The sequence below is a fragment of the Mesocryomonas lacus genome, assembly GCF_055730135.2.
In genome coordinates, this window is record NZ_JBUZWE020000006.1 from 167,568 (window position 1) to 193,246 (window position 25,679).

General features: G+C 67.8%; 23 protein-coding genes and 1 pseudogene. 13 read left to right on the forward strand and 11 right to left on the reverse strand.

Features of this window, described 5'->3' with window-relative positions; genetic code table 11:
- The first annotated feature begins 4 nt into the window (after nucleotides 1-4).
- Genes ACZLZY_RS11550 through ACZLZY_RS11560 form a run of 3 tightly spaced genes read left to right on the forward strand, consistent with a single transcriptional unit; the run spans nucleotide 5 to nucleotide 4,294 of the window.
- Nucleotides 5-751: an efflux RND transporter periplasmic adaptor subunit gene (locus tag ACZLZY_RS11550; RefSeq protein ID WP_472934049.1), complete on the forward strand. Its 747-nt coding sequence runs from the start codon at nucleotides 5-7 to the stop codon at nucleotides 749-751.
- Nucleotides 744-2,129: an efflux RND transporter periplasmic adaptor subunit gene (locus ACZLZY_RS11555; RefSeq protein WP_472934050.1), complete on the forward strand. Its 1,386-nt coding sequence runs from the start codon at nucleotides 744-746 to the stop codon at nucleotides 2,127-2,129. Before ACZLZY_RS11550 ends, ACZLZY_RS11555 begins: the two co-directional genes overlap by 8 nt.
- Complete coding sequence (locus tag ACZLZY_RS11560; protein ID WP_472934051.1) at nucleotides 2,126-4,294, forward strand: site-2 protease family protein; 2,169 nt, start codon at nucleotides 2,126-2,128, stop codon at nucleotides 4,292-4,294. The genes ACZLZY_RS11555 and ACZLZY_RS11560 overlap by 4 nt, the downstream gene beginning before the upstream one ends.
- A 4-nt stretch (nucleotides 4,295-4,298) precedes the next feature.
- Here ACZLZY_RS11560 and ACZLZY_RS11565 read toward each other — a convergent pair whose 3' ends face one another.
- Entirely contained in the window at nucleotides 4,299-5,054 is a 756-nt protein-coding gene (locus ACZLZY_RS11565) for an IclR family transcriptional regulator (RefSeq protein WP_472934052.1), read from the reverse strand.
- A complete protein-coding gene (locus ACZLZY_RS11570) occupies nucleotides 5,051-6,475 on the reverse strand; it encodes an MFS transporter (RefSeq protein ID WP_472934053.1) in 1,425 nt (474 codons plus the stop codon). The genes ACZLZY_RS11565 and ACZLZY_RS11570 overlap by 4 nt, the downstream gene beginning before the upstream one ends.
- A 221-nt stretch (nucleotides 6,476-6,696) precedes the next feature.
- Between ACZLZY_RS11570 and ACZLZY_RS11575 the strand changes: the two genes are divergently transcribed.
- From ACZLZY_RS11575 to ACZLZY_RS11585, 3 genes are all read left to right on the forward strand, one after another.
- Nucleotides 6,697-7,293, forward strand: coding sequence for a sigma-70 family RNA polymerase sigma factor (locus tag ACZLZY_RS11575; protein ID WP_472934207.1), 597 nt, complete (start codon nucleotides 6,697-6,699; stop codon nucleotides 7,291-7,293).
- On the forward strand, nucleotides 7,280-8,050 hold the full coding sequence (locus ACZLZY_RS11580) for an anti-sigma factor family protein (protein WP_472934054.1): 771 nt from the start codon (nucleotides 7,280-7,282) through the stop codon (nucleotides 8,048-8,050). The genes ACZLZY_RS11575 and ACZLZY_RS11580 overlap by 14 nt, the downstream gene beginning before the upstream one ends.
- 62 nt (nucleotides 8,051-8,112) lie before the next feature.
- Nucleotides 8,113-8,832, forward strand: a complete 720-nt coding sequence (locus ACZLZY_RS11585) for a Bax inhibitor-1/YccA family protein (protein ID WP_472934055.1) — start codon at nucleotides 8,113-8,115, stop codon at nucleotides 8,830-8,832.
- Nucleotides 8,833-8,965: 133 nt separating this feature from the next.
- Here the strand turns inward: ACZLZY_RS11585 and ACZLZY_RS11590 are convergent, their stop codons facing one another.
- Entirely contained in the window at nucleotides 8,966-10,099 is a 1,134-nt protein-coding gene (locus tag ACZLZY_RS11590; RefSeq protein ID WP_472934056.1) for a GGDEF domain-containing protein, read from the reverse strand.
- Nucleotides 10,100-10,778: 679 nt separating this feature from the next.
- Between ACZLZY_RS11590 and ACZLZY_RS11595 the strand changes: the two genes are divergently transcribed.
- From ACZLZY_RS11595 to ACZLZY_RS11605, 3 genes and pseudogenes are all read left to right on the forward strand, one after another.
- Nucleotides 10,779-11,582: a transporter substrate-binding domain-containing protein gene (locus ACZLZY_RS11595; RefSeq protein ID WP_472934057.1), complete on the forward strand. Its 804-nt coding sequence runs from the start codon at nucleotides 10,779-10,781 to the stop codon at nucleotides 11,580-11,582.
- A 5-nt stretch (nucleotides 11,583-11,587) separates the two neighbouring features.
- Nucleotides 11,588-12,247, forward strand: a pseudogene (locus tag ACZLZY_RS11600) (amino acid ABC transporter permease); the annotation flags it as partial.
- Nucleotides 12,248-12,321: 74 nt separating this feature from the next.
- Nucleotides 12,322-12,975, forward strand: coding sequence for an amino acid ABC transporter permease (locus ACZLZY_RS11605; protein ID WP_472934058.1), 654 nt, complete (start codon nucleotides 12,322-12,324; stop codon nucleotides 12,973-12,975).
- Nucleotides 12,976-13,113: 138 nt separating this feature from the next.
- On the opposite strand, the gene ACZLZY_RS11610 is transcribed toward ACZLZY_RS11605, so the two are convergent.
- From ACZLZY_RS11610 to speB, 3 genes are all read right to left on the reverse strand, one after another.
- Nucleotides 13,114-13,503 (reverse strand): response regulator, encoded by a 390-nt coding sequence (locus ACZLZY_RS11610; RefSeq protein ID WP_472934059.1) that lies wholly within the window; start codon nucleotides 13,501-13,503, stop codon nucleotides 13,114-13,116.
- 54 nt (nucleotides 13,504-13,557) lie between these two features.
- On the reverse strand, nucleotides 13,558-14,937 hold the full coding sequence (locus tag ACZLZY_RS11615; protein WP_472934060.1) for a sensor histidine kinase: 1,380 nt from the start codon (nucleotides 14,935-14,937) through the stop codon (nucleotides 13,558-13,560).
- 134 nt (nucleotides 14,938-15,071) lie between these two features.
- Entirely contained in the window at nucleotides 15,072-15,962 is an 891-nt protein-coding gene (gene speB, locus ACZLZY_RS11620; RefSeq protein ID WP_472934208.1) for an agmatinase, read from the reverse strand.
- Between the two features lie 374 nt (nucleotides 15,963-16,336).
- Between speB and ACZLZY_RS11625 the strand changes: the two genes are divergently transcribed.
- Nucleotides 16,337-18,670, forward strand: a complete 2,334-nt coding sequence (locus tag ACZLZY_RS11625) for a DUF3772 domain-containing protein (protein ID WP_472934061.1) — start codon at nucleotides 16,337-16,339, stop codon at nucleotides 18,668-18,670.
- 202 nt (nucleotides 18,671-18,872) lie between these two features.
- On the opposite strand, the gene ACZLZY_RS11630 is transcribed toward ACZLZY_RS11625, so the two are convergent.
- The gene (locus ACZLZY_RS11630; protein WP_472934062.1) at nucleotides 18,873-19,115 is read right to left on the reverse strand and encodes a DUF6894 family protein; all 243 of its coding nucleotides are present in this window, start codon (nucleotides 19,113-19,115) and stop codon (nucleotides 18,873-18,875) included.
- Nucleotides 19,116-19,560: 445 nt separating this feature from the next.
- On the opposite strand from ACZLZY_RS11630, the gene ACZLZY_RS11635 reads away from it, so the two are divergent.
- Nucleotides 19,561-20,313 carry a Crp/Fnr family transcriptional regulator gene (locus ACZLZY_RS11635; protein ID WP_472934063.1) on the forward strand — a complete coding sequence of 251 codons (753 nt, stop codon included), beginning with the start codon at nucleotides 19,561-19,563 and terminating at the stop codon, nucleotides 20,311-20,313.
- A gap of 54 nt (nucleotides 20,314-20,367) precedes the next feature.
- On the forward strand, nucleotides 20,368-21,537 hold the full coding sequence (locus ACZLZY_RS11640) for a bis-aminopropyl spermidine synthase family protein (protein WP_472934064.1): 1,170 nt from the start codon (nucleotides 20,368-20,370) through the stop codon (nucleotides 21,535-21,537).
- A 144-nt stretch (nucleotides 21,538-21,681) separates the two neighbouring features.
- Here the strand turns inward: ACZLZY_RS11640 and ACZLZY_RS11645 are convergent, their stop codons facing one another.
- From ACZLZY_RS11645 to ACZLZY_RS11655, 3 genes are read right to left on the reverse strand one after another with little or no spacing between them, the layout of a single operon-like run.
- Complete coding sequence (locus ACZLZY_RS11645) at nucleotides 21,682-21,927, reverse strand: acyl carrier protein (protein WP_472934065.1); 246 nt, start codon at nucleotides 21,925-21,927, stop codon at nucleotides 21,682-21,684.
- The gene (locus ACZLZY_RS11650; protein ID WP_472934066.1) at nucleotides 21,924-23,681 is read right to left on the reverse strand and encodes an HAD-IIIC family phosphatase; all 1,758 of its coding nucleotides are present in this window, start codon (nucleotides 23,679-23,681) and stop codon (nucleotides 21,924-21,926) included. Before ACZLZY_RS11650 ends, ACZLZY_RS11645 begins: the two co-directional genes overlap by 4 nt.
- Nucleotides 23,681-24,037 (reverse strand): S-adenosylmethionine decarboxylase family protein, encoded by a 357-nt coding sequence (locus ACZLZY_RS11655; RefSeq protein WP_472934067.1) that lies wholly within the window; start codon nucleotides 24,035-24,037, stop codon nucleotides 23,681-23,683. Before ACZLZY_RS11655 ends, ACZLZY_RS11650 begins: the two co-directional genes overlap by 1 nt.
- Nucleotides 24,038-24,209: 172 nt before the next feature.
- On the opposite strand from ACZLZY_RS11655, the gene ACZLZY_RS11660 reads away from it, so the two are divergent.
- The gene (locus ACZLZY_RS11660) at nucleotides 24,210-24,707 is read left to right on the forward strand and encodes a GNAT family N-acetyltransferase (RefSeq protein ID WP_472934068.1); all 498 of its coding nucleotides are present in this window, start codon (nucleotides 24,210-24,212) and stop codon (nucleotides 24,705-24,707) included.
- A 37-nt stretch (nucleotides 24,708-24,744) separates the two neighbouring features.
- Here the strand turns inward: ACZLZY_RS11660 and ACZLZY_RS11665 are convergent, their stop codons facing one another.
- A complete protein-coding gene (locus ACZLZY_RS11665) occupies nucleotides 24,745-25,506 on the reverse strand; it encodes an SDR family NAD(P)-dependent oxidoreductase (protein WP_472934069.1) in 762 nt (253 codons plus the stop codon).
- Nucleotides 25,507-25,679 lie beyond the last annotated feature (173 nt).

Genomic DNA, 25,679 nt, shown 5'->3' on the forward strand with positions numbered 1-25,679 from the left:
TCCCATGCGCCTGCCGAAGCGGCTGATCTGTCTTGCCGGAGCCGCGACGCTCGCGCTGTCCGCTGCCGCGCCCGCATGGGCCGATGATGCCAGCCTTCGCGGCATCGTCCGGGCGGTGAACGAGGCGTGGATCTCGAGCGATCTCGGCGCACCGATCGCCGTGCTGCCGCTGCGCGAGGGCGAGGCCTTCGCTAAGGGCGATCTCCTTGCCGGGTTCGACTGCGCGGGTCTTGCCGCCGAGCTGAAGTCGGCCGAGGCGAAGCTTCGGGGCGAACAGATCACCTTCGAGAACAACCTCCGCCTCGCCAAGTCGCGGGCGGCCGGCCGCGTCGAGGTGCAGCTGTCCGAGGTGAAGGCTGCCCAGGCCGCGGCCGACGTCGAGGCCTACCGTGCCAAGTTCGGGCAGTGCGAGGTCCGCGCGCCTTATGCCGGCCGCATCGGCCAGCTGCGCGCCCATGCGCACGAGATTCCCGTGCGCACCGAGCCGATGATGCAGATCGTCGGCGTCGAGGAACTCGAGATCGACATGCTGCTGCCGGCGGCCTGGCTGCGCTGGCTGGCGCCAGGCACGCGGTTCACGCTCGCGATCGACGAGACCGGGGCGCCGGTCGAGGCGGAGGTCGCGCGCATCGCCGCGGTCGTCGATCCCGTCAGCCAGACCGTCAAGGTCATCGGCCGCTTCACCGGCGGCACCGAGGGCGTGCTGCCCGGCATGAGCGGCCCTGCGGGCTTCGTCGTGCCGCATGGTTGAGCCGGTCCGGATCACCGCGGCCGTTCCAGCGCGGCAGCCCACTGCTGCCCCGGCGCCGGAAAGACGCCAGCCGCTGGAGATGCTGCTGCAGATCGAGGCGGAGGCGCGGCGCGCCCCGACGGTCGCCGAACTCGCCTTCCTCGCAGCCAACGAGACGCTGCGCCTCTCCCGCGCGCGTCAGATCTTCGTTCTCGCCGCGAGGGGGCCGGGTTTTCGCATCGCCTCGGTGTCCTCGATCGGCCAGGTCGACCGCAACGCCCTGCGCATCCTTTGGATCGAGAGCGTCGTCGACGCGCTCGCCGCCGATGTCGGGCTCGACCAGCCCCGCGAGTTCACCTTGCCGGCCTATGGCGATGCCGATCCGGTTGAAGCCAGCAGCTATCCCTTCCGCTATCTGCGTTGGCTGCCGTTCCGCTTGCGCGACGGCCACGTCTTCGCCGGCATGCTGCTCGCCCGCGAGATCCCCTGGAACGAGGCCGACGATCTAGTGACGGCGCGCCTCGCCGAGACCTATGCGCATGCCTGGTCGTCGCTCGCCGGGCCGCGCCGCCTGAAGCGGCGCATCGCGGTACGGCCGACGCTCGCCGCCGCCGCTTTCGGCCTTGCGATCCTCGCGATTTTCCCGGTCTCGCTGACAGTGCTTGCGCCCGCGGAGGTCGCCGCGATCGGGCCGCGCATCGTCGCCGCCCCGCTCGACGGCGTGATCCGCGAAATCCGCGTCGAACCGAACCAGGCGGTCGCGGAAGGCGACATCCTCCTCACCATGGCCGACACGGTGCTGCGCAACGAGCTGGCGGTGGCCGAGCGCGACGTCGGCGTGGCGCTTGCCGGCTTCAAGCGGATCAGCCAAGCCGCGATCGGCGACGCCAAGATGCGGGCCGACCTTGCCGTCGCCCGCACCGAGCTGGAGCTCGCCACCGCCAAGCGCGACTACGCCCGCGACCTCTTCGAGCGCAGCACGGTGCGCGCGCCCGCCGCAGGGATCGCCGTCTACACTGAAAAGCGCGACTGGATCGGGCGGCCGGTCTCGACCGGCGAGCGCATCATGGAGATCGCCGACCCGAACCGGCTGGAGTTGAGGATCGACGTGCCGGTCGCCGATGCCATCGCGCTCGGCGTCGGCGCCAGGGTGCGCGCCTTCCTCGATTCCGATCCCCTCCGCCCGGTCGCGGCCCAGCTGCGCTCGGTCTCGTTCGAGGCCCGTCGGATCGAGGACAATACGCTGGCCTACCGCAGCTATGCCGCGGTCGAGGGCGACAGCCCCGCCATGCGCCTCGGCGTGCACGGGACCGCCCAGGTCGCCGGCCAGACGGTGCCGCTCGCCTACTATCTGTTCCGCCGGCCGATCGCCGCGATCCGGCAGTGGATCGGGCTGTGACGGCGGCAGCCCTTGCGCCGCCGAATGCGTCGCCATATGCGACGCCAAATGCACCGGCGGACGTGCCGCTGCCGGCGCTGCGCGAGGACCTGTCGATCCAGCGGGGCGGCGCCGGCTATTCCGGCGCGCCGGTCTGGATCGTCCAGGATCCGCTGCGCGGCAAGTTCTTCCGCGTCACCTTCGAGATCTTCCAGCTGCTGTCGCTGTGGAACGCCAGCCGCACGCTGCAAGGACTTCGCGCCGCGGTCGAGACGCGCTTCGGGCGCAGCATCGAGGCCGACGAGGTCGCGGCCGTCCTGCGTCTCCTCGATGCGCGGCACCTCCTGGCGCAGCCGGTCTCCGGCTGGAAGACGCTGCATGCCGCCGCCACCCAGCGCCATTCGTTGGCGATGAGCGTGGTCCACAACTACCTCTTCTTCAAGATTCCGCTGGTCCGGCCGGAACGCTTCCTGCGGGCGACCTGGCCCTCTGTCGCGGTGTTCTGCACGCGCTGGTTTCTCGCCGCCGTCGCCTTCGTCGGGCTGGCCGGCCTCTACCTCGTTTCGCGCCAATGGGATGCCTTCGTCGGCTCCATTCCGCACGTCTTCACGCTCGAGGGCGCAGCCACCTCGCTCCTCGCCGTGGTGCTGATCAAGGCGCTGCACGAGCTCGGACATGCGTATGCCGCGCATCGTTTCGGCTGCCGCGTTCCGACCATCGGCGTCGCGATGATGCTGATGATGCCGCTTCTCTATACCGACGTCACCGAGGCATGGCGGCTGCGCTCGCGGGCCCAGCGCTTCTGCATCGATGCCGCGGGCGTCGCCGTCGAGATGGCGGTCGCGGCGATCGCGCTCTTCCTCTGGGTGTTCGTGCCGGACGGCGCGGTGCGCAGCGCCCTGTTCGTGCTGGCGGCGACGGGCTGGATCCTCAGCCTCCTCGTCAACGTCAATCCGTTCATGCGCTTCGACGGCTACTACATGTTCGCCGACCTCCTCGGCGTCGAGAACCTGCAGCCGCGAGCGTTCCAGCACATGCGCTGGCGATTTCGGAAGTTCGTGCTCGGCGTCGACCGGGGCGCTGCCGAAAGCTTCCCGCCGAGGCTCGACGCCATCCTCCTCGCCTATGCCGTGGCGACGACCGTCTACCGCGTGATCCTCTATGTCGGCATCGCGCTGCTGGTCTATCACTTCACCATCAAGCTCCTCGGCGTCGCGATGTTCGCGGTCGAGATCTGGTTCTTCCTCGCCCGTCCCGTCTATGCCGAACTGAAGGAGTGGTGGGCGATGCGCGCCGATATCGTGACGAGCCCACGGGCCCGCCTTTCCGCAGGCCTTGCCGCCGCCGCGCTGCTCCTGTTCATGCTGCCGCTGTCGGCAAGCGTCACCGCCCCCGCCCTCCTGGAACCCGCCCGCTTCGTCCGGCTCTATCCCGCCGAGCCCGGCCGGGTCGAGCATGTCGCGGTGCGGGAGGGTCAGGCGGTCCGCCAGGGCGACGTCCTGTTCACGCTCGCCGCGCCCGCCCTGGACCAAGAGCGCCGGCTGACCGAGATCGGCACCGCGCTCGCCGAGCGGCGACTGGCGCGAATCGGCGCGAGCACCGAGGACCTGTCGGAGAAGGCGCTGAACGACAGTCGCCTCGCCAGCCTTTCGGCGAAGGCCGTCGGCATCGCCGAGCGGACCGCGGATCTGACGGTGCGCGCGCCGTTCGACGGCGTCGTCAGGGAGATCAACCCGGACATCGCCCCCGGCCGCTGGGTCTCGCGCAAGGAGCAGCTCGGCTATCTCTCGGCCGACCAGGACGGCTTCATGGTCCGCGGCTACGTCGCCGCGGGTGCGCGGGCGCGCCTCGACGTCGGGGGGGCCGGACGCTTCGTCCCGGACGACGTCAGCCGGCCGGCGGTCGACGTCGCCGTCGAGAACCTCGGCATTGCGGGGCTGGCGGACGTCGGCATCGCACAGCTCGCCTCGAAGCATGGCGGCAAGTTCGCCGTGCACGAACTCGCCGGCGGCCGCCTGACCCCTGTCGATCCCGCCTACGACGTCGCCGCCCGCGTTCGCGGCCCGATCCTGCCGGAAACCCAGACGGTCAGCGGCATCCTGATTCTCGACGCCGCACCGCAGAGCATGGCGAGCCGTGCCGTCCAACAGATCCTGCGTGTTCTGGTGCGCGAGGCCGGCGCCTGAGGCTTCAGGCCTCGGGCAAGCCGCCGAGTGGCGCGACCGGTGCGATCAGCAGCGCCGCGTCGCCGCCGAGCAGCACGCTGCAGCGCGCCGCCGCCGCGCGCAGCGCTTCCTCGATCGATGCCCGTGCTTCCTCGATCCGGCGGCGTGGCCCGCCGACGGTGAGCGCGCCGATCAGCACCTGGCCGACGCCGAATACCGGCGCCGAAACGCTGGCGAGGTCGGGATCGCGCTCGCCCGCCGTCGACCAGCTGCCGCGGGCGCGGATAGCCGGATAGTCTTCGCCCTCAGTGCCGAGGAAGGCGGCGAGTACCCGCCCCGTGGCGCCGCCCGGCAAGGGATGCGTATCGCCCACCCGCACGCGGTAGCCGAGCGAGCGGTCGACATTGACCCGGTAGAGGCAGACCCGCTGGTCGCCGTCGGCGACGTAGAACCCGGCGCTCTCGTTGACGATCGCCGTCAGCGCCCGCATCTCCGGCAGCAGCACGTCGCCCGGCACCTGGCTGTTGCGGTAGACGGCGCCGAGCCGGAAGGCCGAGGCGCCCATGCGGTAGCGGCCGTCCGGCAGGCGCTCGAGATAGCGGCGCCGCAGCAGCGTCTCCGCCAGCCGCAGCAGCGTGCTCTTGTGCAGGCCGGTTCGGTCGGCGAGCGTCGCCAGCGTCAGCGGGCCGTCGTCCATAGAGAAGGCTTCGAGCAGGCCGAGCGCCCGCTCCACCGCCTGGACGCCGCCCTCGGGGCTCTCGGGCTTGCCCGTGTCGCTCACCGTGAAAGCCCCCCTCCCGGCGCCGGAACGGCAGCCAGATCCTCGTCCGACGCGGCATTGCGCGAGAGATTGGGGCCGACATGGCCGAGCCGCAAGAGGCTGACACATGCCCCCAGCATCGCCGTCCCGGCGGCGACGAAAAGCGAGATCTCAGCCCCGTCCATGCCGTAGCGCGCGAGGAGAAGGCCGACGATCGCCGTCCCGGTCGCCTGGCCGGACAGCCGGGCGGTGCTGAGCATGCCGCTGGCCGCGCCGCTGCGCGATTTCGGCGCGGCGCCGATCATCGTGCGGTTGTTGGGCGACTGGAACAGGCCGAAACCCACGCCGCAGAGCGCCATCCGCCAGACGATGTCGGCGATTTCCGGCTGCGCCGGCAACAGGCCGAGCGCAACAAGGCCCCCCGCCAGGAGGACAAGCCCAATGCCGCCGAGAAGGCCGGGGGCGTGTCGGTCGGACAGCCGTCCGGCGATCGGCGCCGCGATTGCCACCGCGATTGGCCAAGGCGCCATCAGCAGCCCGACGGTCACCGGCGGGAAGCCATAGCGGCTGAACAGGAGGAAAGGCAGCGCTACCTGCGCCATCATATGCGCGGCAAAGGAAGCGATCGAGGTGCCGATTGAGAGGGCGAAGATCGGCTTGGCCAGGAGATCCAGCGGGAGCAGCGGCAGCGGGTTCGGCAGTTCGCGCCGCACCAGGAGGACCGCGGCCACGAGGCCGACGCCGATCTGCAAGGCGACGAGCGTGAGGTCGACGCCATGACCGATGCTGTCGACGCTGGTGATCAAGAGGCCGAACATCGCCGCGCTGAGGAGCGCCGCCGTGACGTCGAAGCGGCGTGGCGACAGGTCGCTGTCCGGCAGCGCCCGCACTGCCAGCACGGCGGCCAGCGCGCCGAAAGGCACGTTGATGGCGAACAGCCAGGGCCAGGACGCCCAGTGCAGCACGAAGCCGGCCAGGGTCGGCCCGATCGTCGAGGCGACGGCCACCACCATCGCGTTCATGCCGATCGCCGTGCCGAGCCGCGCCTTGGGGACGATGTAGCGGATCACCGCGGTGTTAATGCTCATCAGACCGGCCGCGCCGAACCCTTGCGCGATCCGCGAGAGCGTCAGCACCGGCAGCGACGGCGACAGCGCGCAGGCGAGCGAGGCCAGAGTGAACACGGCGAGCCCGGCGCTGTAGACCCGGCGATAGCCGTAGATCTCGCCGAGGGCGGCGAAGGGCAGCAGCGAGATCACCAGCGCCATCTGGTAGCCGTTGACGATCCAGATCGAGCTCGCCGGCGTGACGCCGAAGTCCGCCGCGATCGCCGGCAGCGCGACGTTCGCCACCGAGCTGTCGATGACGGCCAGGCTGATGCCGATGATCACCGTCGCCAACGCCCATTGCCGCCGCGGCGATTCCAGTCCGTCCGTGTGCATGCCATCACCCGTTGCCGAACGCTCCCGAAATAGAACGTCGTTTCGTCTAGCGAAATACTCCTCGCTGCATTTGAAGGAAAGGCCAAAACTGTTCATCTCCGCAGAATCCAGACCCATGCCCGAGAGACCCGCCACGGGGTGAATGCAGCCCTCCTCGGCGACACGGTAAAAAAATCTGGCCGCCGGTGGATGGAAATCCGGTGGGCGCCGTATACCCGGTCATGAAGGACGAAAACCTCGACGTCACAGGACAGCTCGGACCGCTGCGGCGCTATGCGCTGTCGCTGACGCGGCATTCCGCCGATGCCGAGGATCTGGTGCACGACACGCTGGTCAAGGCGATCGAGCGGCAGGCGCAGTTCCGGCGTGGCCACAACCTCCGGACGTGGCTCCTGTCCATCCTGCACAACGCCTTCGTCGACCAGAAGCGGGCGCGCCGCGCGGAAACGCTGCGCAGCGCCGAGTTCGGTCGCAACACCGAGCTAGCCGCACCCGCAGGCCAGGAGCATTCGGCCCGCCTTGCCGACGTGCGCGACGCCTTCCTGTCGCTGCCGGACGACCAGCGCGCCGCGCTGCACCTCGTTTCGATCGACGGGCTGTCCTACGAGGACGCCGCCGCAGCGCTCGGCGTGCCCGTCGGCACCGTCGTCTCGCGCATCTCGCGCGCGCGCGCCCGGCTGCGGGCGATCGAAGACGGCACCGCCGCGGGAGCCAACGTCATTCCGCTGCGTGCCCCCGAGTCCCCGCGAGAATCGTCCCCGCGAGTGTCGCCGCGGCAAACCCCGCTTGCCCTTGGAGGTGTCGATGACAACGCCTGACCCGATCATCGAGACCGACCTCGTTTCCTATGTCGACGGCCAGCTGTCGCCGGAACGGCAGATCGCGGTTGAGGCGCATCTGGCGAGCCAACCCGCCCTTGCCGCCCGGATCATGGCGGACCTGCGTGGCCGGCACGAACTGAAGCTGGCGCTGGCCGAGCCGCCGCTGCCTGGAAGCCTTGCCACTGCCGAGGCCGCGCGCCGGCTGGAGCGCACGCTCGGCCGCCGCCGGGTCGGCGCCAGCCTGCGCCGCGTCGCGGCCGTCGGCCTCTTCATCGCCGTCGGCTGGCTGGCGCACGCCAAGATGGGCCCGCTCGGCGTTCGCGAGGTTTCCGCATCGGCGCAGCCTCCAGCCTTCGTCGGCGACGCCGTTCTCGCCCACCGCACTGCCGCCGTCAGCGCGAAAATGCCGTCACACGGCGGCACCAGCCACTACGCGCCGGCCGAAATCCTCGCCGCCACCGCCATCGCCATGCCGAAACTGCCGGCCGACTGGACGGTGACGGACGTGCAACTCTTCCCCTCGCCGTTCGGCCCGAGCGTCGAGATGGCGGTCGAGACCGAGCTCGGATCGCTATCGGTCTTCGCCGTGCGGCCCGGCCGGTTCGACGTGGTGGAACCCCTCACCACCACCGATGACGGCGTCACGGCGGCCTACTGGCAGGTCGGCGAGGTCGGCTACGCGCTGGTCGCCGACGCCGCCCCGCGCGAAGCGCTCGGCCGCGCCGCCGCAGCGCTCGCCCGCACCCTCTACTGAAGGCCGCGGCCCTCGGGCCAAGCTTTCGGTCGATCTCCCCCCACCCACCAAGGAGCTTCCTGATGAACACACCCACTCAATCCGGCTGGGGCGCACAAACCGCCCAGCAGTCCGGCGTCATCTTCGACGAGGGCCTGCGCCAGCATATGCTGCGCGTCTTCAACTATATGGGCCTCGGCCTCGTGGTCACCGGCTTGGTGGCCTACGTCGTCGGCACGACGCCGGCGCTCTACGTGCCGATCTTCTCCTCGCCGCTGAAGTGGGTGGTGATGCTGGCGCCGCTCGCCTTCGTCCTGGTCTTCTCGTTCAAGATCCAGACCATGTCGGCCGCCACCGCCCAGTTCGCCTTCTGGGCCTTCTGTGCCGTCATGGGCCTGTCGCTCGCCTCGGTGTTCCTGGTCTTTACCGGCGCCAGCATCGCCAACACCTTCTTCATCGCCGCGGCGATGTTCGGTGCCACCAGCCTCTACGGCTACACGACCAAGCACGACCTGACGAAGATGGGCTCGCTGCTGATGATGGGCCTCATCGGCGTCGTCATCGCCAGCGTCGTCAACATCTTCATCGGCTCGTCGGCGCTGCAGTTCGCCGTTTCGGTGATCGGCATCATCGTCTTCACCGGCCTCACCGCTTGGGACACCCAGAACATCAAGGAGCAGTATGCCGAGAACTTCTCCGAGGAGTCCCGGCAGAAGATGGCGGTGTTCGGCGCCTTCTCGCTGTTCCTCAACTTCGTCAACATCTTCCAGCTCTTGCTGAACTTCACGGGCGAGCGCGAATAGCCCTTCAGCCTTCATCGACCGACAAGGATGGCCCCGGCGTTTGCCGGGGCCATCTTCGTTTGAAAGGCATGCATCGCGCCGATAGCGCGAGCATTTGTCGTCAGGGACAACAGACCGCCGGCACGGGCCGGTTTCAGGCGACCAAAGTGGCTGACGTCGGCTGGTCGAAGATGCGCACCGCGTTGCGCCCGGCGATCTTGGCGGCATAAAGCGCGATGTCCGCGCGCCGCGCGACCGCCTCGTAGCTGTCGCCGTCCTGCACCCGCGCCAGACCGACGCTGCCGCCGAGACTGACGCTGCCACGGGAGATCATGATCGGCTGGGCGAGCGCGGCGACCAGCGCGTCCGCCACCGCGGCAGCACTGCCGGCGGCTGTGCCGGTCAAGAGCATCGAGAACTCATCGCCGCCGGTCCGCGCCATCAGCTGCCCCGCCGGCGCGCCGTCCACCAGCCGCCGGCTCACCTCGCGCAGCACCTCATCGCCGGTCTCGTGTCCATGCGTGTCGTTGATCGGCTTGAAATGGTCGAGGTCGATCGCCAGCAGCGTCGCATGGCCCTCGGCCTCGGCAACGAGCGGCATGAACTTCTCCTCGAAATGCCGGCGGTTCCAGAGACCTGTCAGGAGATCGGTCCGGGCGATCCGATCGAGTTCCCGGCGGCTCTCCAGCATCTCGCGCACGCTGTCGTACTGGACCTGGATGTTGCTGAGGATCGCCACCCAGCCGAGCAGCAGCGTCAGGGCCATCATCTGGTACATGGGGTCGCCCGTCGTCAGGCAGCCGAGGATGCCGAGTGCCATGACGATGAAGCTCTGCACGCTGGCGATCGCCGGGCGCATCGCGACATACCCGACCAGCCCGGCCGCATAGCCGCAGCCGAGACCGTAGCACCACGCAAAGGTCGGCACGTCGCCGAGGACAGCGGAGCGGAACATCATCCCGCCGAAGGCGGCGGAGTAGAGAAAGGCGGCGAGCGCATACCGCAACTGCCAGGCCTGCAGCTCGGCGCGAGTCTCGCCACGGCGCCGACGCGACAGATAGGCCACGCTGTTGGCGATCCGCAGCGTGCCCGCTATGGCCGCCGCCACGCTGAGGGCGATGAAGACGCCATCTCCGGTCCGCAGCGAACAGTAAACCGCCGCGACCATCAGCATGGCCGTACTGAAGCAGATCGCCTTGGCGGAGGCATACATCTGGTCCAGCATCTCGCCGAAGACCCGGCCGTCTACGTCGTCGCCCCGGACCCGACGGATAATACTGCCGATCATGCTTGCCCCACTCGAACACTGCCTGAAAGCTAGCACACGATTATTAATTTACTGCGGATAGTTGCTAGCCGGCAGCGGGATAGCCAGCTCATATTCACGTAAGCTTGTCTTTTTCAGTCGAGGCTAAGCAAACTGTCGCTTATACCGCCTTGGCAAAGTCGACAAGCTGCACCTTTGAAGGGAAGCATTGAGCGGTGTTCCTGCGAGAATGAGTCGCGGGACAAACTGCCTGCCGGACAGATGGCCGGTAATGCGCCGGGACGGGAGCGTGGTAACAGGCCGCGCGCGGCGGCAGTGCCGCGCCGCAGAGCCTTTGCAGAAGCCCTTTCAAAGGTTGCCGCCTTATGAGGCGCACTGCTCAAAACTTCATCTTGGAAATCCGCTCGTGCCGCCGTTTCAACGTGGATTCACACGAGGCTTCCCGATATCGTCATTTTCGACAAGCCCTAACCGTGCCGCCCTTGGACGAAGGGCTGCCGGGATGAAACCTGAAGTATAGCCCGGCGTGATCAAAGCAACGCTGACACATGCCGACGCTGTGGCACCGTGACGCAGCCGCCAGCCTCGAAGATCCGGGGACCCTATCACCTGTCGCGACGCCTCGCCTTTGCGAATCCGCCGCATCCGCGTCGGTCCTATTCCCTCGATCCAGTTCCAGCCCCTCGATAAGGACATGCCCATGCCGAACCTCACCCGCCGCGCGCTGGCGCTCCGTGCCGCCTGTGCCGCGGTCGTCCTTGGCTTCAGCCTCGGGGCAACGGCCGCCCGTGCGGATGGCGTCGACACCATCAAGTCGGCCGGTGTCCTCAATGTCGGTGTCTTCTCCGACTTCCCGCCCTTTTCCTCGGTGTCTTCCGACATGAGCCTCAAGGGCTACGACATCGACGTCGCCGAGATCCTCGCCAAGACCATGGGCGTCAAGCTGAACCTCGTCAGCGTCACCGGCCAGAACCGCATCCCGTTCCTCACCGAGAAGCGCGTCGACATCCTCCTCAGCGTCGGCCACAGCGCCGAGCGCGAGAAGGTTATCGACTTCACCAAGGCCTATGCGCCCTACTACATCGGCGTCATCGGCCCGAAGGCGCTTGCCGTGACCGACAAGGCCGGCCTTTCCGGCCACTCCATCGCGGTCAACCGCGGCACGCTGGAAGACACCTCGCTGACCGAGGCGGCGCCGAAGGATGCCGAGATCAAGCGTTTCGACAACTACAACTCGGTGATCCAGGCCTTCCTGTCCGGCCAGGCCGACATGATGGCAGTCGGCAACGACGTCGGCGCGCAGGTGCTGGCCAAGCAGACCGACCTCGCACCGGAGCAGAAGTTCCAGCTGATGAGCTCTCCCGATCACATCGCGCTGGCCAAGGGTGAGCCGAAGCTGAAGGCGATGCTCGAGGAGACGATCGACAAGCTTCTGGCCGACGGCACGCTGAACGAGATCTCGGTGAAGTGGCTGGGCAAGCCGCTGGATCCCAAGGACCTCTGAATCGCATGCATTACAGCCTCGACTTCAGCTGGCTGGCCGAGGCTGCCACGATTCTGGCGGACGGCGCCGTCACGACGATCCTCCTGATCGCCGTGGCCGCGCCGCTCGGCATCCTCATCAGCATCCTCGGCGCCAGCGGCCGCCGCAGCCGGCTGAAGCCGGTGCGCTGGCTGGTCAGCTTCTATGTCGAGCTGATCCGCAACACGCCGTTCCTGGTACAGCTGTTCTTCATCTTCTTCGGCCTCCCCGCGATCGGCCTCCGGCTCGACGGCATGACCGCGGCGATCCTCGCCATGACCATCAATCTCGGCGCCTACGGCACGGAGATTGTTGGCGCGGGGCTAGATGCCGTGCCGGAGGGGCAGAGCGAGGCGGCGCTGGCGCTCGGCCTCAAGCGCTACCGCGTCTTCGTCACCATCGTGCTGCCGCAGGCGCTGAAGGTGATCTTTCCCGCCCTCACCAGCCAGCTCGTTATCATGATGTTGGAATCGGCCGTCGTCTCGCAGATCGCGGTTCGCGACCTCACCTACGAAGCCGACCTCCTGCAGGCCCGCACTTTCCGCGCCTTCGAGACCTATCTCGTCGTCACCGCCGTCTATCTCGGTCTGTCGATGGCGCTGCGGCGGTTGATGAACCTGATCGGGACCCGCTTCATCGCCCGCGGACCCGCGCCCGAAGGGAAGACCTCCCGCGCCGCCCAAGCTGCGACTGCACTGGCGCCGACGCCAAGGGGCGGCGCATGATCGAGTTCACCCTCTGGGACATCCTGCGAAACCTGCTCCTCGCGGCGCGCTGGACCGTTCTCCTGTCGGTCGCCGCCTTCGTCTGCGGCGGCACCGTCGGCCTTCTCGTGCTGCTCGCGCGGACCAGCCGAGGGAAACTCTTGCGTCGTGCCGCGCAAGGCTACATCGCGCTGTTCCAGGGCACGCCCTTGCTGATGCAGCTGTTCCTGGTGTTCTTCGGACTGCCGCTGCTCGGACTTCGGATCGAGGCGTGGACAGCCGCCGTACTCGCGCTGACGCTGTTTGCCAGCGCCTATCTCGCAGAGATCTGGCGCAGCGGCGTCGAGGCGATCCCGGAGGGGCAGTGGGATGCCGCGCGGAGCCTCGGCTTGCACACGGTGACCCAGCTCCGGCTGATTATCCTGCCGCAGGCCTTCGCCATCACCCGCGCGCCCACCGTGGGCTTCCTGGTTCAGCTGGTGAAGAGCACGGCGCTGACCTCGATCATCGGCTTCGACGAGTTGGTCAAGACCTCCAACGCCATCAACAACGCCACTTTCGCCCCGTTCACCGTCTACGGGCTCGTGGCGCTGATCTACTTCGCGATGTGCTTTCCGCTCACCCGCTATGCCAAAGCGCTGGAGCAGCAAGCCGCGGTCGCGCGGCGCTAAAGGGGCGTCGTATGAACCGGCGGCGCATGGCATCGCTTACATGTTGGCTCTGCGGCGATCGCACGCAGACGCTGGACTTGGAAATGCGTCTCTGAGCCGCCCGCCCGACAGTGCCATCAACAGAATGAAAAGTGACCGTTAATTGAGGATTTCGCCGGCGATGCGGTTAAGCGTGCTGACGATCTCGGCTGGCGGATAGGGCTTGGCGAAGAACATCCCGTTCTCCGGCATGTCCTCGGCGCCGACCTTGACCCGCCCGGAGGTCATGATGATCGTCACCGGTGGCCAGCGATCGCGGACAGCGCGGGCGAGCTTCAGCCCGTCCATCGAGCCCGGCATCTCGACGTCGATGAACAGGATGCGGATATCGGGGTGACGCTCCAGAAGACCGATTGCCGCATCGGCGTCGCGGGCGCCGTAGGCCGTGAGGCCGGCATCCTCGACCAGCTCCATCGCATCCATCAGAAGAATGGGGTCATCTTCGACCACGAGAACTGCATACTGCCGGTAGTCTAACGATTCACCCATGCAGCCAGAACATCATCCCGAACGAAAGAGTTCCTGCAATGCGTTGAAACAAAATCATGATTTTGTTTTGCCAGCGAGTTCGTTGATGCCGCTGACAAGCCGGAAACGCACGCCGGATGGATCGAAGTCGAGCGCCGCCTTGCCGTTGAAGTACGGCGCCACAACACGTTCCACGAGTTTGGTTCCGAACCCTGTCCGCTCCGGCAACACCACGCGCGGCCCTTCGCTTTCCACCCAGTCGAAGACGAACTCATCTTCCGGCGTCACCCTCCAGGACACGTCGACACGCCCGTGCTCGGTCGAGAGAGCGCCATACTTGGCTGCATTCGTCGCCAGTTCGTGCAAGGCGAGCGACAGGCCGAGGCCCTGCTGCGACCGCAGCGGCAGGTCCGGCCCGGCGATGCTGATGCGCTGGCCGGTCCGGTGCGCCTCCAGCGCCCCCTCGACGATGCTGAGAATGCCTGCATCCGGCCGGTCGGGCTGGATCAGGATGTCCTGCGCGCGGGCAAGCGCGTTCAGCCGCGCATTGATCGCCGTGCGTCCCTCCTCGACCGTCTTCACCTGCCGGAAGGTTTGCGACGCAATCGCCTGCACCATGGCGAGAATGTTCTTCACCCGGTGCGCCATCTCGTGCGCAAGGTCGTTGCGGCGCTCCTCGGCAAGCTTGCGCTCGGTAATATCCACGGACGCGCCAGGGAACCGCAGCGGCACGCCGTCGCCATCGCGCACCAGCTTGCCGCGCGCCAGCACCCAGCGCACCGAACCATCCGGCTGGAGCACCCGGTACTCGCACGAAAACTCGGGAGCACCGTCGAACAGCCGTTCGAGCTCGGCCTGGAACTCGGGCATGTCGTCGGGGTGGAAGTTCTTGATGTACTCGCTGAGCGGCGCCCCGGCATTCGCCCAAGCGGGATCGACGGTGTAGATGCGGGCGAAGTTCGGGTCTGAATAGATCAGGTCGGTCTGCAGGTCCCAGTCCCAGACGCCGACCATCCCGGACGCCCCGAGGGCAAGGTTCAGCCGCTCCTCGCTGCGCGCGATCCGCGTGTTGGTGATGTCGCGCGAGACCGACAGCAAGGCCTCTGGCTTGCCGTCGTCCCCGAGGATCGGAGTCACCTTGACGTCCCAGTACCGGGCGCGCCCCTTCAGCGTGTCCGCCATCCCCTGGAAATGACCCACACGTCCGGCCCGCGCCGCCTCCACGGCGGCCAGCGCATCGATGTTGCCTTGCTCGATCCAGAAATCTGGCCAGAAACAGCCGCGGATCGCCTCGAAGTCGTCGACCTCCATCACCCGCTGCCCGCCGACGCTCATGAAGACCAGCCGCGCGTCGAGATCCATCACCTTGATGCAATCGTTTGAAGAAGCGAGAATCCGGGCGAGAAAGGCAGGATCGGCAAGCTCTGCGGGGGTCAGGATGGGAGAGGTGATCACGCAAAAAAATCCGAGCGGCATCCATCGCCACTGAAGCCAGCTATACGATGCAAGGGTCCGAAATCAACTCTCGCCCGAATTCGAGGTTACGAACTCTTATTCCTTTCGCTAGCGTCGCTACCGGGCAGATCCTTTCAGCCGCGGCTCTGCTGGTTCGCCCGCGCCATGACGCAGAGCAGCTCGAACAGCATGGTCGCGCCGGCCAGCGCCGTCATCCCGCCGAGATCGAAGGGGGGCGAAACCTCCACCACATCAGCGCCGACGATGTCGACCCCTTCGAGCAGACGCAGCATCTCCTGCGCCTCGCGCGTCGTGAAGCCGCCGACCTCCGGCGTCCCCGTGCCGGGCGCCATCGACGGGTCGATGCAGTCGATGTCGAAGGTGACGTAGGTCGGGCCCGTGCCGACGATCGCCTGCGCCTCGGCCATCACGTCCACGACGCCGCGCCGCACGACTTCCTCCATATAGATCACCCGCATGCCCTCCGCCCGAGCCCAGTCGTGCTCGCCGACCTCGTAGACGGAGCCGCGAATGCCGATCTGCACTACCCGTCGCGGGTCGAGCAGCCCCTCCTCGACCGCGCGCCGGAAGGGCGTACCGTGGGTGTAGAGGTTGTCACCGAAATAGCGGTCGTTGGTGTCGGAATGGGCATCAAACTGGATCATCCCGACCGGACGATCGGCCGCGACCGCGCGCAACACCGGCAGCGTGGTCAGGTGGTCCCCCCCGGCGCCAAGCGGCCGGGCGCCGGCGGCGACGATCGCCGCGACGCCGGCCCGAATGATCTCGAGATTGGTCTGCAGGTCGACAGGATTGACCGCTAGGTCCCCTATATCGGCGACATTGGCGAGGCTGAATGGCTCGATACCCGAAACATGGTGCACTCGCCGCATCAGGCTCGACTGGTTGCGGATTTCGCGCGGGCCGTGCCGGGCACCGGTACGGTTGGTGGTGCCGCCGTCCCAAGGAATGCCGTAAAGGGCGATATCGAGACCTTCGGCGCTCGCAACGACCGGCAGGCGCATGAAACTCGCGATCCCGGCGAATCGCGGAACGAGGGCGGCATCGATCGGCTGGAAGCGGTCCAAGTCTTGCTCCATTCTGGTTCTAGGCACCACCGCGCCGGCAGCATTCCGGCCTACAACATCGACGCGGAAATCGGAACTGGTCGACGGTGGTTCGACCGCGTCGATTCACACAGTGAGGACGTCTTTTAGGCGCGTGCAGGCTGGCACCGCGCTGCATTCATCACACCACCGGGACCGGCAAGCAGCCGCCCGCCCCATCGACCGGCGCCACGCCTGCGGGATGCTCCGCGGGATAAAGCATGCGAGAACTCAGGTGGCTCTCGCCTTCTCCCCTTCAGCAAGGACCTGCGGCCGCCGCGGCCCCGACCATAATGATCAAATTCCTTCGTCTCCTCGCCCTCGCGACCCTCCTCTTCATCGCCGCCGCAGGTGCCTTCGCCCCGACGGCATCGGCGCAAGGCGAGCCGAACCCGGTGCAGGTGATCGACGCCCAGAGCGCCGAGTTCGACAACATCAGCAAGGCGCTCGGCAACGATATGGCCTCGGCACAGCGCATCTCGCTGCGCGACCGGGCAAGTGCCGTGCAGTCGCGCGCCGCGGCCGCCGCCACGGCGCTGGTGCCGCAGCTCGAAAGCCTCGACTCGCGCCTGAAGGAGCTCGGCGAACCGGCCGAAGCGGAATCTGCGGACATCAAGACCTTGCGCGAGCAGCTCGGCCAAGAGCGCAGCGATATCGATTCCGCCATCAAGCGCGGCCGTCTCCTCTCCACCGACGCCAATGATGCGGTCGACACGATCAACCGGTCGCTGGCCGAGGAGTTCAACCGCAACACCTTCGAGAAGACGGCGTCGCCGCTCAGCGCCAACTTCTGGAAGCCTATCCTCGTCGCCTGGCCGGCCGACGTCGTCCGGTTGAAAACCTTCGGCTACCACCTCGTCGACGGGTTCTGGGAGGGGCTCAGCGGCTCCAACCCGATCATCATCGGACTGTCCGTCCTTCTGGCCAGCGTGGTCTGGCTGCCGGTGCGCCGCCGCCTGCGCAGGATCGGCCGGCAGTTCGCGATCGACCATGCCCCTGGCTCGCGGGCCCGGCGTTCGGGTCTCGCCCTCTGGTTCGTTCTCGTCGGCACGCTCAGTGCCATCATCGCCCTGTTCATCATCATCCAGGGCCTGCGCTGGGCGAATGCACTCACGCCGGACGTCGACGCGGTGCTGTCCAGCATGGTGCTCAGCGGCTCGATCGGCGCCTTTATCGTCTCGCTCGGCGCAGGCCTTCTGCTGGTCGACCAGGCGTCGTGGCGGCTGCTGCCGATCGGCGATGCGGCGGCGCAAAAGCTGCGGCCCTATCCGCTGGTCACCGCTTTGCTCGGCGCCTTTGGCATCGGCCTGATCCAGCTGAACAGCACCATCGCCGCCAGCCCGCCTTCCACCGCGGTCGCCAATCTCGTCATCGCGCTCGGCTATGCCGGCTTGACGCTTGCCACCCTCCTCACCGTCCGCAAGCTGCGCCGGCAGGACCCCGATGCGGAAGAAGCCGCGCAGCCCTCGGCGACGCGCTCGCTGGTGACGCTTGCCTCGATGCTGGCCTGGGTCGCGCTCGTCGTCAGCCTCGTCGCAGCGCTGCAAGGCTACATCAACTTCTCGCTCTTCATCGGTCGTCAGACCTTCTGGGTCGCGATCATCGTGGCAGCCGCCTACCTGCTCCTGACCGTCACCGACGACTTCGCCACCATGCTTCTGTCCGGCGACGGCTGGCTCGGGCGCGCCGCCAATGCCGGCCTCGGCATCCGCAAGAGCCGGGTCAGCCAGGCCGGTGTCGTCGTCTCCGCCTTCCTGCGGATCGCCATCGTCCTCCTCGCCGTCGCGCTGATCTTCGCGCCTTTCGGGCCGGGCACCGGCGCGCTGTTCTCGCAGTTCGGCGACCTCTCCTCGATCAATCTCGGCGGCTTCACGCTGGCACCGGGCGCCATCCTGAAGGCGCTCCTGGCACTCGCCCTCGGCCTTGCCGCGATGCGCCTCGTCCGCCGCTGGCTCGACGAGACCTACCTGCCGACGACCGAGCTCGACGCCGGCGCGCGCAACTCCGCCAGCATGATCGTCAGCTATGCCGGCATCATCTTCGCCAGCTTCTGGGCGCTGACCTCGCTCGGCATAGGCGTCGAGCGCATCGCCCTCGTCGTCTCCGCATTGTCGGTCGGCATCGGTTTCGGCCTCCAGGCGATCACCCAGAACTTCATCTCCGGGCTGATCCTGCTGGCTGAGCGGCCGGTCAAGATCGGCGACATCGTGCGCATCGGCACCGACGAGGGCGACGTCAAGCGCATCAACGTGCGCTCGACCGAGATTCAGATCGCCGACCGCTCGACGCTGATCGTGCCGAACTCGGAGCTGATCACCAAGTCGATCCGCAACATGACCCTCGCCGACCCCATCGGCCGCGTCCAGATCATGTTCACCGCGCCGATCACCATCGATGCCATCGCGGTGCGCGAGACGCTGCTGCAGATCTTCGACAAGCACCCCGCCGTGCTCGATGACCCAAAGCCGAACGTTTTCATCGACGCGATCTCCGACGGCAAGATCAGCTTCAATGCGCTCGCCTTCGTCGCTGGCCCGCGCCAGGTCTACTCCACCCGCAGCGCGCTGCTCTTCTCCGTCCTCGAGAAATTCCGTGCCGACGACATCCAGTTGACCGCACCGGCGTAAGCGTCTCGCCCGAAAAGCCTGGTCCGAGGAGTAAGAGCATCTCTCGGGCCTCGGAGGGCCCTAGCGGCAGTGCATAAGAGCTTAGCGCTGCTGCGTGGAAAAGATGACCGCACTCGCGGCGGAAGAGGTACCCCGTCTGGCGACGCCTGGGGCCTTTACGGCAGACGCTTCTCTCCACCTTCTGTCACCGGCCGCCGCCGCATCAGTGAGTCCAGAGCCGAAACGCCTCGCAAAATGGCACGGTCGAGAGCCTGTGCCCTTGCGAATCGCAGATGTCGATTTGTTGTCCGCCGACCATCTGGCCGGTCCGGACTCGCTCGGCGAGGATCTCCCGTGCGGTGGCCAGCGCTTCTTGCCGTGCCGCCTGAAGGTTGAGAAAGGCGCTGCCCTCCGGATCCTCGATGACGTCGTTTCCATCCCGAAGGTGGAAATAGTAGTGCGGCATATCCCGACTTCCTATGTCGAATGCAATCCACCTGGCTCCATCATGCCCGTATCTTCGGAATTTTCAGGAACGATGTCCATGCGGGTAACCTCGCTATTCATTTAGGCATGGTGAGTGAAGCGGAATACAATAGCCCCGCAGCGATAGGCGGATGCCTAAACTCGGATGTTGCTGTGCGTGGCTTTTCTTGCACTGCAATACAGCACCCGAGCGTCAGCGATCGTACCGCCTATCTCTTGGCAAATCTATCGGCGGGAGGCTGGCATCCGCCAGAACTCTCGGGGCGGATCGGCAGGACAACCGAGCGACCTTAACGCTGTTGACAAACAGTAGGCGCCTAGCGGATGCCGTTCAGGAACTAAATATGCAATGAACACTTAGACGGCAGTTCGCTGATGCCGCATACTGTCCAACTGGCCCGAGAGCGAGGGCGTAAGGGTCGTAGATGTCCGTGCCAATCCTGCAGTCCAACGTTCGCAACCGCCTGCTGCAGGCGCTTGCACCGGCGGATTTCTCGCTGCTGGCGCCGCATCTGACATACCGTCCCTTGCCCCTTCGCAGCATCGTCGAGGGCCCCGACAGCCCGAACGACGGCGCGATGTTCTTCGAAAGCGGCATCTGCTCGTCGGTCGTCGTCGGTCAGGAAGGCGATCTGTCGGAGGTCGGCCACATCGGCCGGGAGGGCATGTCCGGCCGCCACATCCTCCACTGCGCACCCTTGCCCTCGAGCCAGATGATGGTCCAGGTTCCCGGGTCGGCGCTGCGGATCGACGCCGCGCCGCTGACCCGCGCCCTCGATCGGAGCGCCAGCCTGCGCGGACTGCTGCTGCGCTACCTCCAGAGTGTCGACATCCAACTGGCCCACTCCATGCTCGCGGTGACGCGCTTCAACGTCCACCAGCGCCTGGCGCGCTGGTTGCTGATGTGCCACGACCGCGTCGACAGCAACGACCTGCCGCTGACGCACGACATCCTCGCACGAATGCTGAGCGTCCGGCGCGCCAGCGTGACGCAGGAGATCCAGATGCTCGAAGGCCTCGGCGCGGTGCGGGCGATGCGCGGCAATGTCCGCATCCTCGACCGCAGCAGGCTGATCGCCATTACCGCCGGCAGCTATGGGATCCCCGAAGCCGAATACGAACGCCTGATCCAGCCGCCTTGCCACGCCGATCGCCGGTCGCTGGCGACCGTCGACTGACCCTGTGCGCCCCGTCAGAGTGGACATCCGGCCGCCATCGCGCTTAATCCGGCGATGACCGACGCCCAGCTTCTCGCCACCATCGCCGCGTCGACCTCCCTGCGCGAAGGCGCAGAGGGGGTCGCGCTGATCCTGCGGACCGCCTTTCGCGACGGTCCGCTGCTGTTGCGCGATCTGGCGCGGCAAGTGCGGATGCCCTTGCCCGTGGTAGGCGCAGTGCGGCGGGAACTGGAGCTCGCCGGCCTCCTCGACCGGGGCCAGGGCGTCGAACTCAGCGAAGCCGGCAAGGCCTTCTGCACGGAGATTCTCGGCATCTCCGCCCGGCACGATGCGCGCTGCTCCTGCTGCCACGGCCATGGCGTCGTGGTGGCGCCCGATCTCGCCGATCTCGTCCGGCTGATGGAAGAACATGTCGCCCGCGGACCGGCGGTGGACGTGACGCTCGACCAGGCGCCTTGCACGCCGGAGACGGCGATGCGGCGGGCGCTCGCGATGCACGAGGCCGGCGCGCTCGATGGGCGCTCGATCCTCATTCTCGGCGACGACGATTCGATGTCGGTCGCCTTGCTGCTGCTCGCCCGCGCAATCGGCGCCCGGCCGCGCCGCCTGACCGTGCTGGAACTCGATGCCGCCCGCATCGCCCACATCACAGAGGCCGCCGAACAGCACGGCCTCGCCATCGAGATCGTCGCCCAGGACCTGCGGGAGCCGCTGCCCGAGGTGCTACGCCGCCAGTTCGACGTGTTCGAGACCGACCCGCCCTATACCGTCGACGGCATGGCGCTGTTCGTCTCCCGTGGGCTCGAAGGGCTCCGCGAGGAGCCCGGCCTGCCCGGCTTTCTCTCCTATGGCGACCTCGCGCCCGACGATCTCCTGGACCTGCAGGCGCGGCTGACCGAGATGGGTCTCGTCGCCACCCGCATCCGGCCCTCGTTCAACGCCTATCAGGGGGCCTCGATCCTCGGCTCCGTCGGCCAGCTGATCGATCTCAGGACCACCAGCCGGACTCGGCCGCTGACAGCGGCTGACGGTTCCTTCACCGCGCCGATCTACACGGCCGAGGTCCGCCCGCGCGACCGCCGCTACCAGTGCCGCGCCTGCAGCACCATAACGCCGGTCGGCCCGAAGGAGATTTTCACCACCGTCGAGGCGCTGAAAGCGGCCGGCTGTCCGCATTGCGGCGCGACGGTGTTCAAACGGCTGCACGCCAAGACCGCGTACTGACGCTGCCCAAGGCCTCCTTACTCGGGAGGCCTCTACGTTCGACGCGCAAAAACCAGCGCTACCCGCCGATCGAGCTCACTTGCGCCCCGCGCGGTAGGCTCAGTCGAAGATGGCAGAGCCTGTGAGCAAGCAGGCGCGCCTGGCTCAGGCCGCCCGCTTCTGCGCCGCCTCGACCGCGGCGACGAGGCCGGCCACGCTGTCGGAGCGCTCGATTTCGGCCATGGTCAGCTCGACGCCGAACTCGGCCTCGAGGGCGAGGACGATGCGGACATGGCCAAAGCTGTCCCAGGCGCCGACATCGGCGGCCTTGGTATCGGGCGAGAGTTGGTCGGGCGAGAGATCGAGCACGTCGGCGGCGGTGGCGATGATCGCCTCGGCAAGGGTGGTCAAGTCGGCGCTCCCGGCGTGAGGATGAGATCGATCCCCTCGGGTACGCCCTCGAGCGGCCCGCCCGCAAGGCCGAGATCGTAGATCCACATCCCATCCGCCGCGACGAAGCCGAGACGAGCAAGCGCTTCGCGGGCAGGTTCGTTGCGCGGCAGATGCTGGATCGCGGCGCGGATGCGCCGGAGCCCGACGGCCTTCGCCTGACGGGCGAGACCATGCAGCAGGCTGCCTTCGACGCCGCGCTGCAGCGCGCGGCAGCTGAGGAAAAGGTTGTCGATGACGGCCTCCTCGCCTTCCCGGTGCGCCAGCATCAGCCCGACCAGCCCGTGCGCGCCAAAGGCGTCGTCAAGACGCGCCATGGTGTCGAGCCCGTCCGGGCGGGCGCCGAGCTGCGGTCCGTTCGGCCGGTAGGCGGTGAACAGGAACTGGTTGACCCGGCTTGCCAGCTCGGCCGCACGCGGGCGCAGCGGGGCATTGAGCGGCAGCAGCGTGACGCGGGTGTTGAGCCCCCGCAGGAAGGCCGCCTCATCCGCCGCCGTATCGCGCAGGTGTTCCACCGCCGCCCGGCGCCGGTACTGTGCCGCGCGTTCGGGCCCGGCAGGCCCGCCCGCCAGCAGCGGATCGGCGAGAAGGGCTGCGGCGAAGACATCGGCATCCCCGGCAAAGAGGCGGACATCCATTGCCGGAAAGCGCGCGGCGACGGCCGCGCAGTTCACCGGGTCGTCGTCGATGAACACCGCATGCTCGGGCGCGAGGCCGAGCCGGTCGAGAATGTCGGCGACGAGCGACGCCTTGTCGGCCCAGCCGACGGCGCGGGCGGCAAAGGTGTCGGGCTCAAGCGGCGCGGTCCGCAGCGCGGTCTCGACGTCGGCGGGATCGTTGCGGCTGGCGATGGCCAGCACCAGGCCGCGGTCGCCGAGGCCAGCCAGCGCTTCGGCATAGGCGCGGTGCACCGCTGGCACCCCCTCGCCCGTTTCGATTTGGGCGCCTTCGCCGAGCACTCCCTGCCAGAGCGTCCCGTCGAGGTCGGTGATCACCAGTTTCGGTGCCGTGCCCTCGAGCCGGGCGGCAAGGCCAGCGGCAGCATCGGAGAGGCGATCGGCAGCCTCGCTGGTCAGGATCGCGCCGAAGGTCGCGGCAAAGCGCTGGTCGAACACCGTGTTGACCGGGATGTCGAGCGACACGACATCGGCGCCCTCCGCGGCGATGTCGTCCGCCGGCATGCCGGGCAGCTTGAACCGTGCCAGCGCAACCGGCGCCATGGTCCGCACCGCCAACTGTGCTGCGAGATCGCGAAGCGCAGCGGCGCTCTCGGGTACAGCGCCACCGTCCGGCATGGACAGCAAGGTCATCCGCACGCCCGCAGCGGGATCGTCGTCGGCGGCAAGCTTTTCCCACGGACCGGCCGGCACGTCCGCCCCCTCCGCCAGCAGTGCGCGCAGGGCAAGGATGCCCTCGACGCTGCGCAGCGTCAGCGCGAAGCCGGCGATAGCAAAGCCGAGGGTCAGCGCGTCGGCGAGCGAGCGCGGCTGCTGGGTGGTAGCAAGGAGAACCGGCATCGGCCGGCCGAAACGGTGCCCGGCCTCGACCTCCGCCGCCTGCAAAAGGGCGGCCGCACGGGTAGCGCCGAGGATGGCCCGCGCTGCGCGGAGCTCCCGCGCCAGCGCGGCCGGCCCGGTCTCGGCGGCGGCAAGAAGGCTGCCGCGCGTCGGCCGTTCGCCGCCGGAGGGCAGGAAATGCCAGCCGGCGGGGCGCATCAGACGGTTCCGAGCGACTCGATGTGGCGAGTGACGTAGCTGCGCTCGACGACACCGTCCGGGCAGATACGCCGGGCGATCTCGTCGATGGCCGCATCCTCCGACATGTCGGGATTGCAGAGGAGGATGTCGGCCATCACCAGCCGGTATTCCGGCCATGTTGTCAGCATGATGTGGCTTTCGGCGAGGAACAGCACGAAGGTCACGCCGTGCGGCACGTAGCGCTGCGCGTGCTCGCCGATCACCGTGGCGCCCGCGGCGGTCGCGGCGGCGACAGCCGCTTCGCGCAGCGCGGTCTCGTCTTCCATGAGCGCGTTGCAATTGCGCATGTCCGCAAGGACCTGCCGGATTCTCATGGCGTCACCATTCTGCAAGCTGTATTCAGGCCGCGCCGGGAAACGGCGTCAGGACGGGCGGCGGCGATCGCTCGCCTTGGCCGGTTCCACGAAGCCGGTTCTATAATGATTGCGCCGCCGAGCGGCAAGCACAGCGGACTTTCGAGGCCCGCTTCTCCTTGGAAAGGGCGCGATGCCGGCCGATACCCCCCGCTTCACCTTGCGCGATTTCCGCCCCGCGGACATCGATACGGTCGCCGGCTTCGAGGCCGAGATCGCCGTGCGCTCCTTCGCCGACGAGGCGGTGACGGACCTCGACCACTACCGCAAGAAGCTCGGCAAGCTGCTGAAATACGGCGACGACTGGACCAAGGTCCTGGTCGCGGCGGACGGCGCGGTGATCGGCTGGGCCTGGGTCGCGGCGCGGCAGAATTTTATCACCGGCGACAGCTATGCCGACTTCCGCAGCCTCTATGTCGACGGCGCCCGCGCCGGGCCGGCGGCGGCGGTGGCGCTCCTGCGCGCGGTGATGGCGCATGCCGAGGCAAAGGGTTTTACCCGCATCGTCGGGCGCACCGCCACCAGCAATGCGGCGATGCGCTCGCTCTATAAGCTCGCCGGCTTCGCCGAGCGGCACGTCGTCTACGAACTCGACATCAGCCCCGACGCTCCGCGACGCCGGACCGAGTGAGGCGCGAGCACGCTCGACGGCGCGGGGCCGGAAGCGCTCAGGTCGAGCCGGCGTCGACGAAGAAATCCTGCCCGGTGCACATGGCGGCGTCGTCCGAAGCGAGGAAAAGGATCATCTGCGCAAGGTAGACCGGCTCGATCTCCACCGGGATGCACTGGCGCTGCAGATGTGCCGCGACCCCCTCGGGCGTCGCCCAGAGCTCCTTCTGGCGCTCGGTCATCACCCAGCCCGGCACCACGGTGTTGACGCGGATGCGGTGCGCGCCGAGATCGCGCGCAAACGAACGGGTGAGGCCGTGAACCGCCGCCTTGGCCGAGGCGTAAACCGGCATGCCGCCCATGGCCTGCATCCAGGAAACCGAGCCGAGATTGATGATCGAGCCCTTGTTCGCGGCGATCATGCCAGGCGCGACGGCCTGGATAGCGAAGAACTGGTGGCGAAGGTTCGTCGCCATGCGCTCGTCGTAATAGTCCGGCGTCACCTCGGCAAACCCATGCCGGTCGTCGCGCGCGGCATTGTTGACGAGGACGCCGCAAGGCCCGTGCGCGGCCTCCAGCGCAGCCATCACGGTGCGCAGCGCGTCGATGTCGCGAAGGTCGCAAGCCTCGAAGCGGACCCGGCCGCCGGATGCCGAGAGCTCGGCGGCAAGCGCCGCGCCGCGGGCCGCGTCGATGTCGATGAAGCCGACCCGCGCGCCCTGACCCGCGAAGGCGCGCACGGTCTCGGCGCCGATGCCGGAGGCGCCGCCGGTGACGATGACGGCAACGCCCTCGAGGCTGGGATAGGTGGCGTAGGTCATCGGTGCGCTCCAGCAGCCTCAGTCTCTCGTCCGCACTCGCGCCGGACCCCGCGAGCATCCACCACCGCCGCCGCGGCCGGTCAAGCCCTACTGCAGGCAAGCGGGGCGTGGTCTCGTGCCGTGTCAGAGGTGCGAAGGCGAGCGGAGCCCAAAGCCGTCGAGGCGCCGCTGGG

Bases quoted from the DNA above. Each gene is read 5' to 3' on its own strand.
- ACZLZY_RS11550 (WP_472934049.1), top strand. From the start codon at position 5: ATGCGCCTGCCGAAGCGGCTGATCTGTCTTGCCGGAGCCGCGACGCTC.
- ACZLZY_RS11555 (WP_472934050.1), top strand. From the start codon at position 744: ATGGTTGAGCCGGTCCGGATCACCGCGGCCGTTCCAGCGCGGCAGCCC.
- ACZLZY_RS11570 (WP_472934053.1), bottom strand. From the start codon at position 6,475: ATGCACACGGACGGACTGGAATCGCCGCGGCGGCAATGGGCGTTGGCG.
- ACZLZY_RS11575 (WP_472934207.1), top strand. From the start codon at position 6,697: ATGAAGGACGAAAACCTCGACGTCACAGGACAGCTCGGACCGCTGCGG.
- ACZLZY_RS11580 (WP_472934054.1), top strand. From the start codon at position 7,280: ATGACAACGCCTGACCCGATCATCGAGACCGACCTCGTTTCCTATGTC.
- ACZLZY_RS11585 (WP_472934055.1), top strand. From the start codon at position 8,113: ATGAACACACCCACTCAATCCGGCTGGGGCGCACAAACCGCCCAGCAG.
- ACZLZY_RS11590 (WP_472934056.1), bottom strand. From the start codon at position 10,099: ATGATCGGCAGTATTATCCGTCGGGTCCGGGGCGACGACGTAGACGGC.
- ACZLZY_RS11595 (WP_472934057.1), top strand. From the start codon at position 10,779: ATGCCGAACCTCACCCGCCGCGCGCTGGCGCTCCGTGCCGCCTGTGCC.
- ACZLZY_RS11605 (WP_472934058.1), top strand. From the start codon at position 12,322: ATGATCGAGTTCACCCTCTGGGACATCCTGCGAAACCTGCTCCTCGCG.
- ACZLZY_RS11610 (WP_472934059.1), bottom strand. From the start codon at position 13,503: ATGGGTGAATCGTTAGACTACCGGCAGTATGCAGTTCTCGTGGTCGAA.
- speB (WP_472934208.1), bottom strand. From the start codon at position 15,962: ATGCGCCTGCCGGTCGTTGCGAGCGCCGAAGGTCTCGATATCGCCCTT.
- ACZLZY_RS11625 (WP_472934061.1), top strand. From the start codon at position 16,337: ATGATCAAATTCCTTCGTCTCCTCGCCCTCGCGACCCTCCTCTTCATC.
- ACZLZY_RS11630 (WP_472934062.1), bottom strand. From the start codon at position 19,115: ATGCCGCACTACTATTTCCACCTTCGGGATGGAAACGACGTCATCGAG.
- ACZLZY_RS11635 (WP_472934063.1), top strand. From the start codon at position 19,561: ATGTCCGTGCCAATCCTGCAGTCCAACGTTCGCAACCGCCTGCTGCAG.
- ACZLZY_RS11640 (WP_472934064.1), top strand. From the start codon at position 20,368: ATGACCGACGCCCAGCTTCTCGCCACCATCGCCGCGTCGACCTCCCTG.
- ACZLZY_RS11650 (WP_472934066.1), bottom strand. From the start codon at position 23,681: ATGCGCCCCGCCGGCTGGCATTTCCTGCCCTCCGGCGGCGAACGGCCG.
- ACZLZY_RS11655 (WP_472934067.1), bottom strand. From the start codon at position 24,037: ATGAGAATCCGGCAGGTCCTTGCGGACATGCGCAATTGCAACGCGCTC.
- ACZLZY_RS11660 (WP_472934068.1), top strand. From the start codon at position 24,210: ATGCCGGCCGATACCCCCCGCTTCACCTTGCGCGATTTCCGCCCCGCG.
- ACZLZY_RS11665 (WP_472934069.1), bottom strand. From the start codon at position 25,506: ATGACCTACGCCACCTATCCCAGCCTCGAGGGCGTTGCCGTCATCGTC.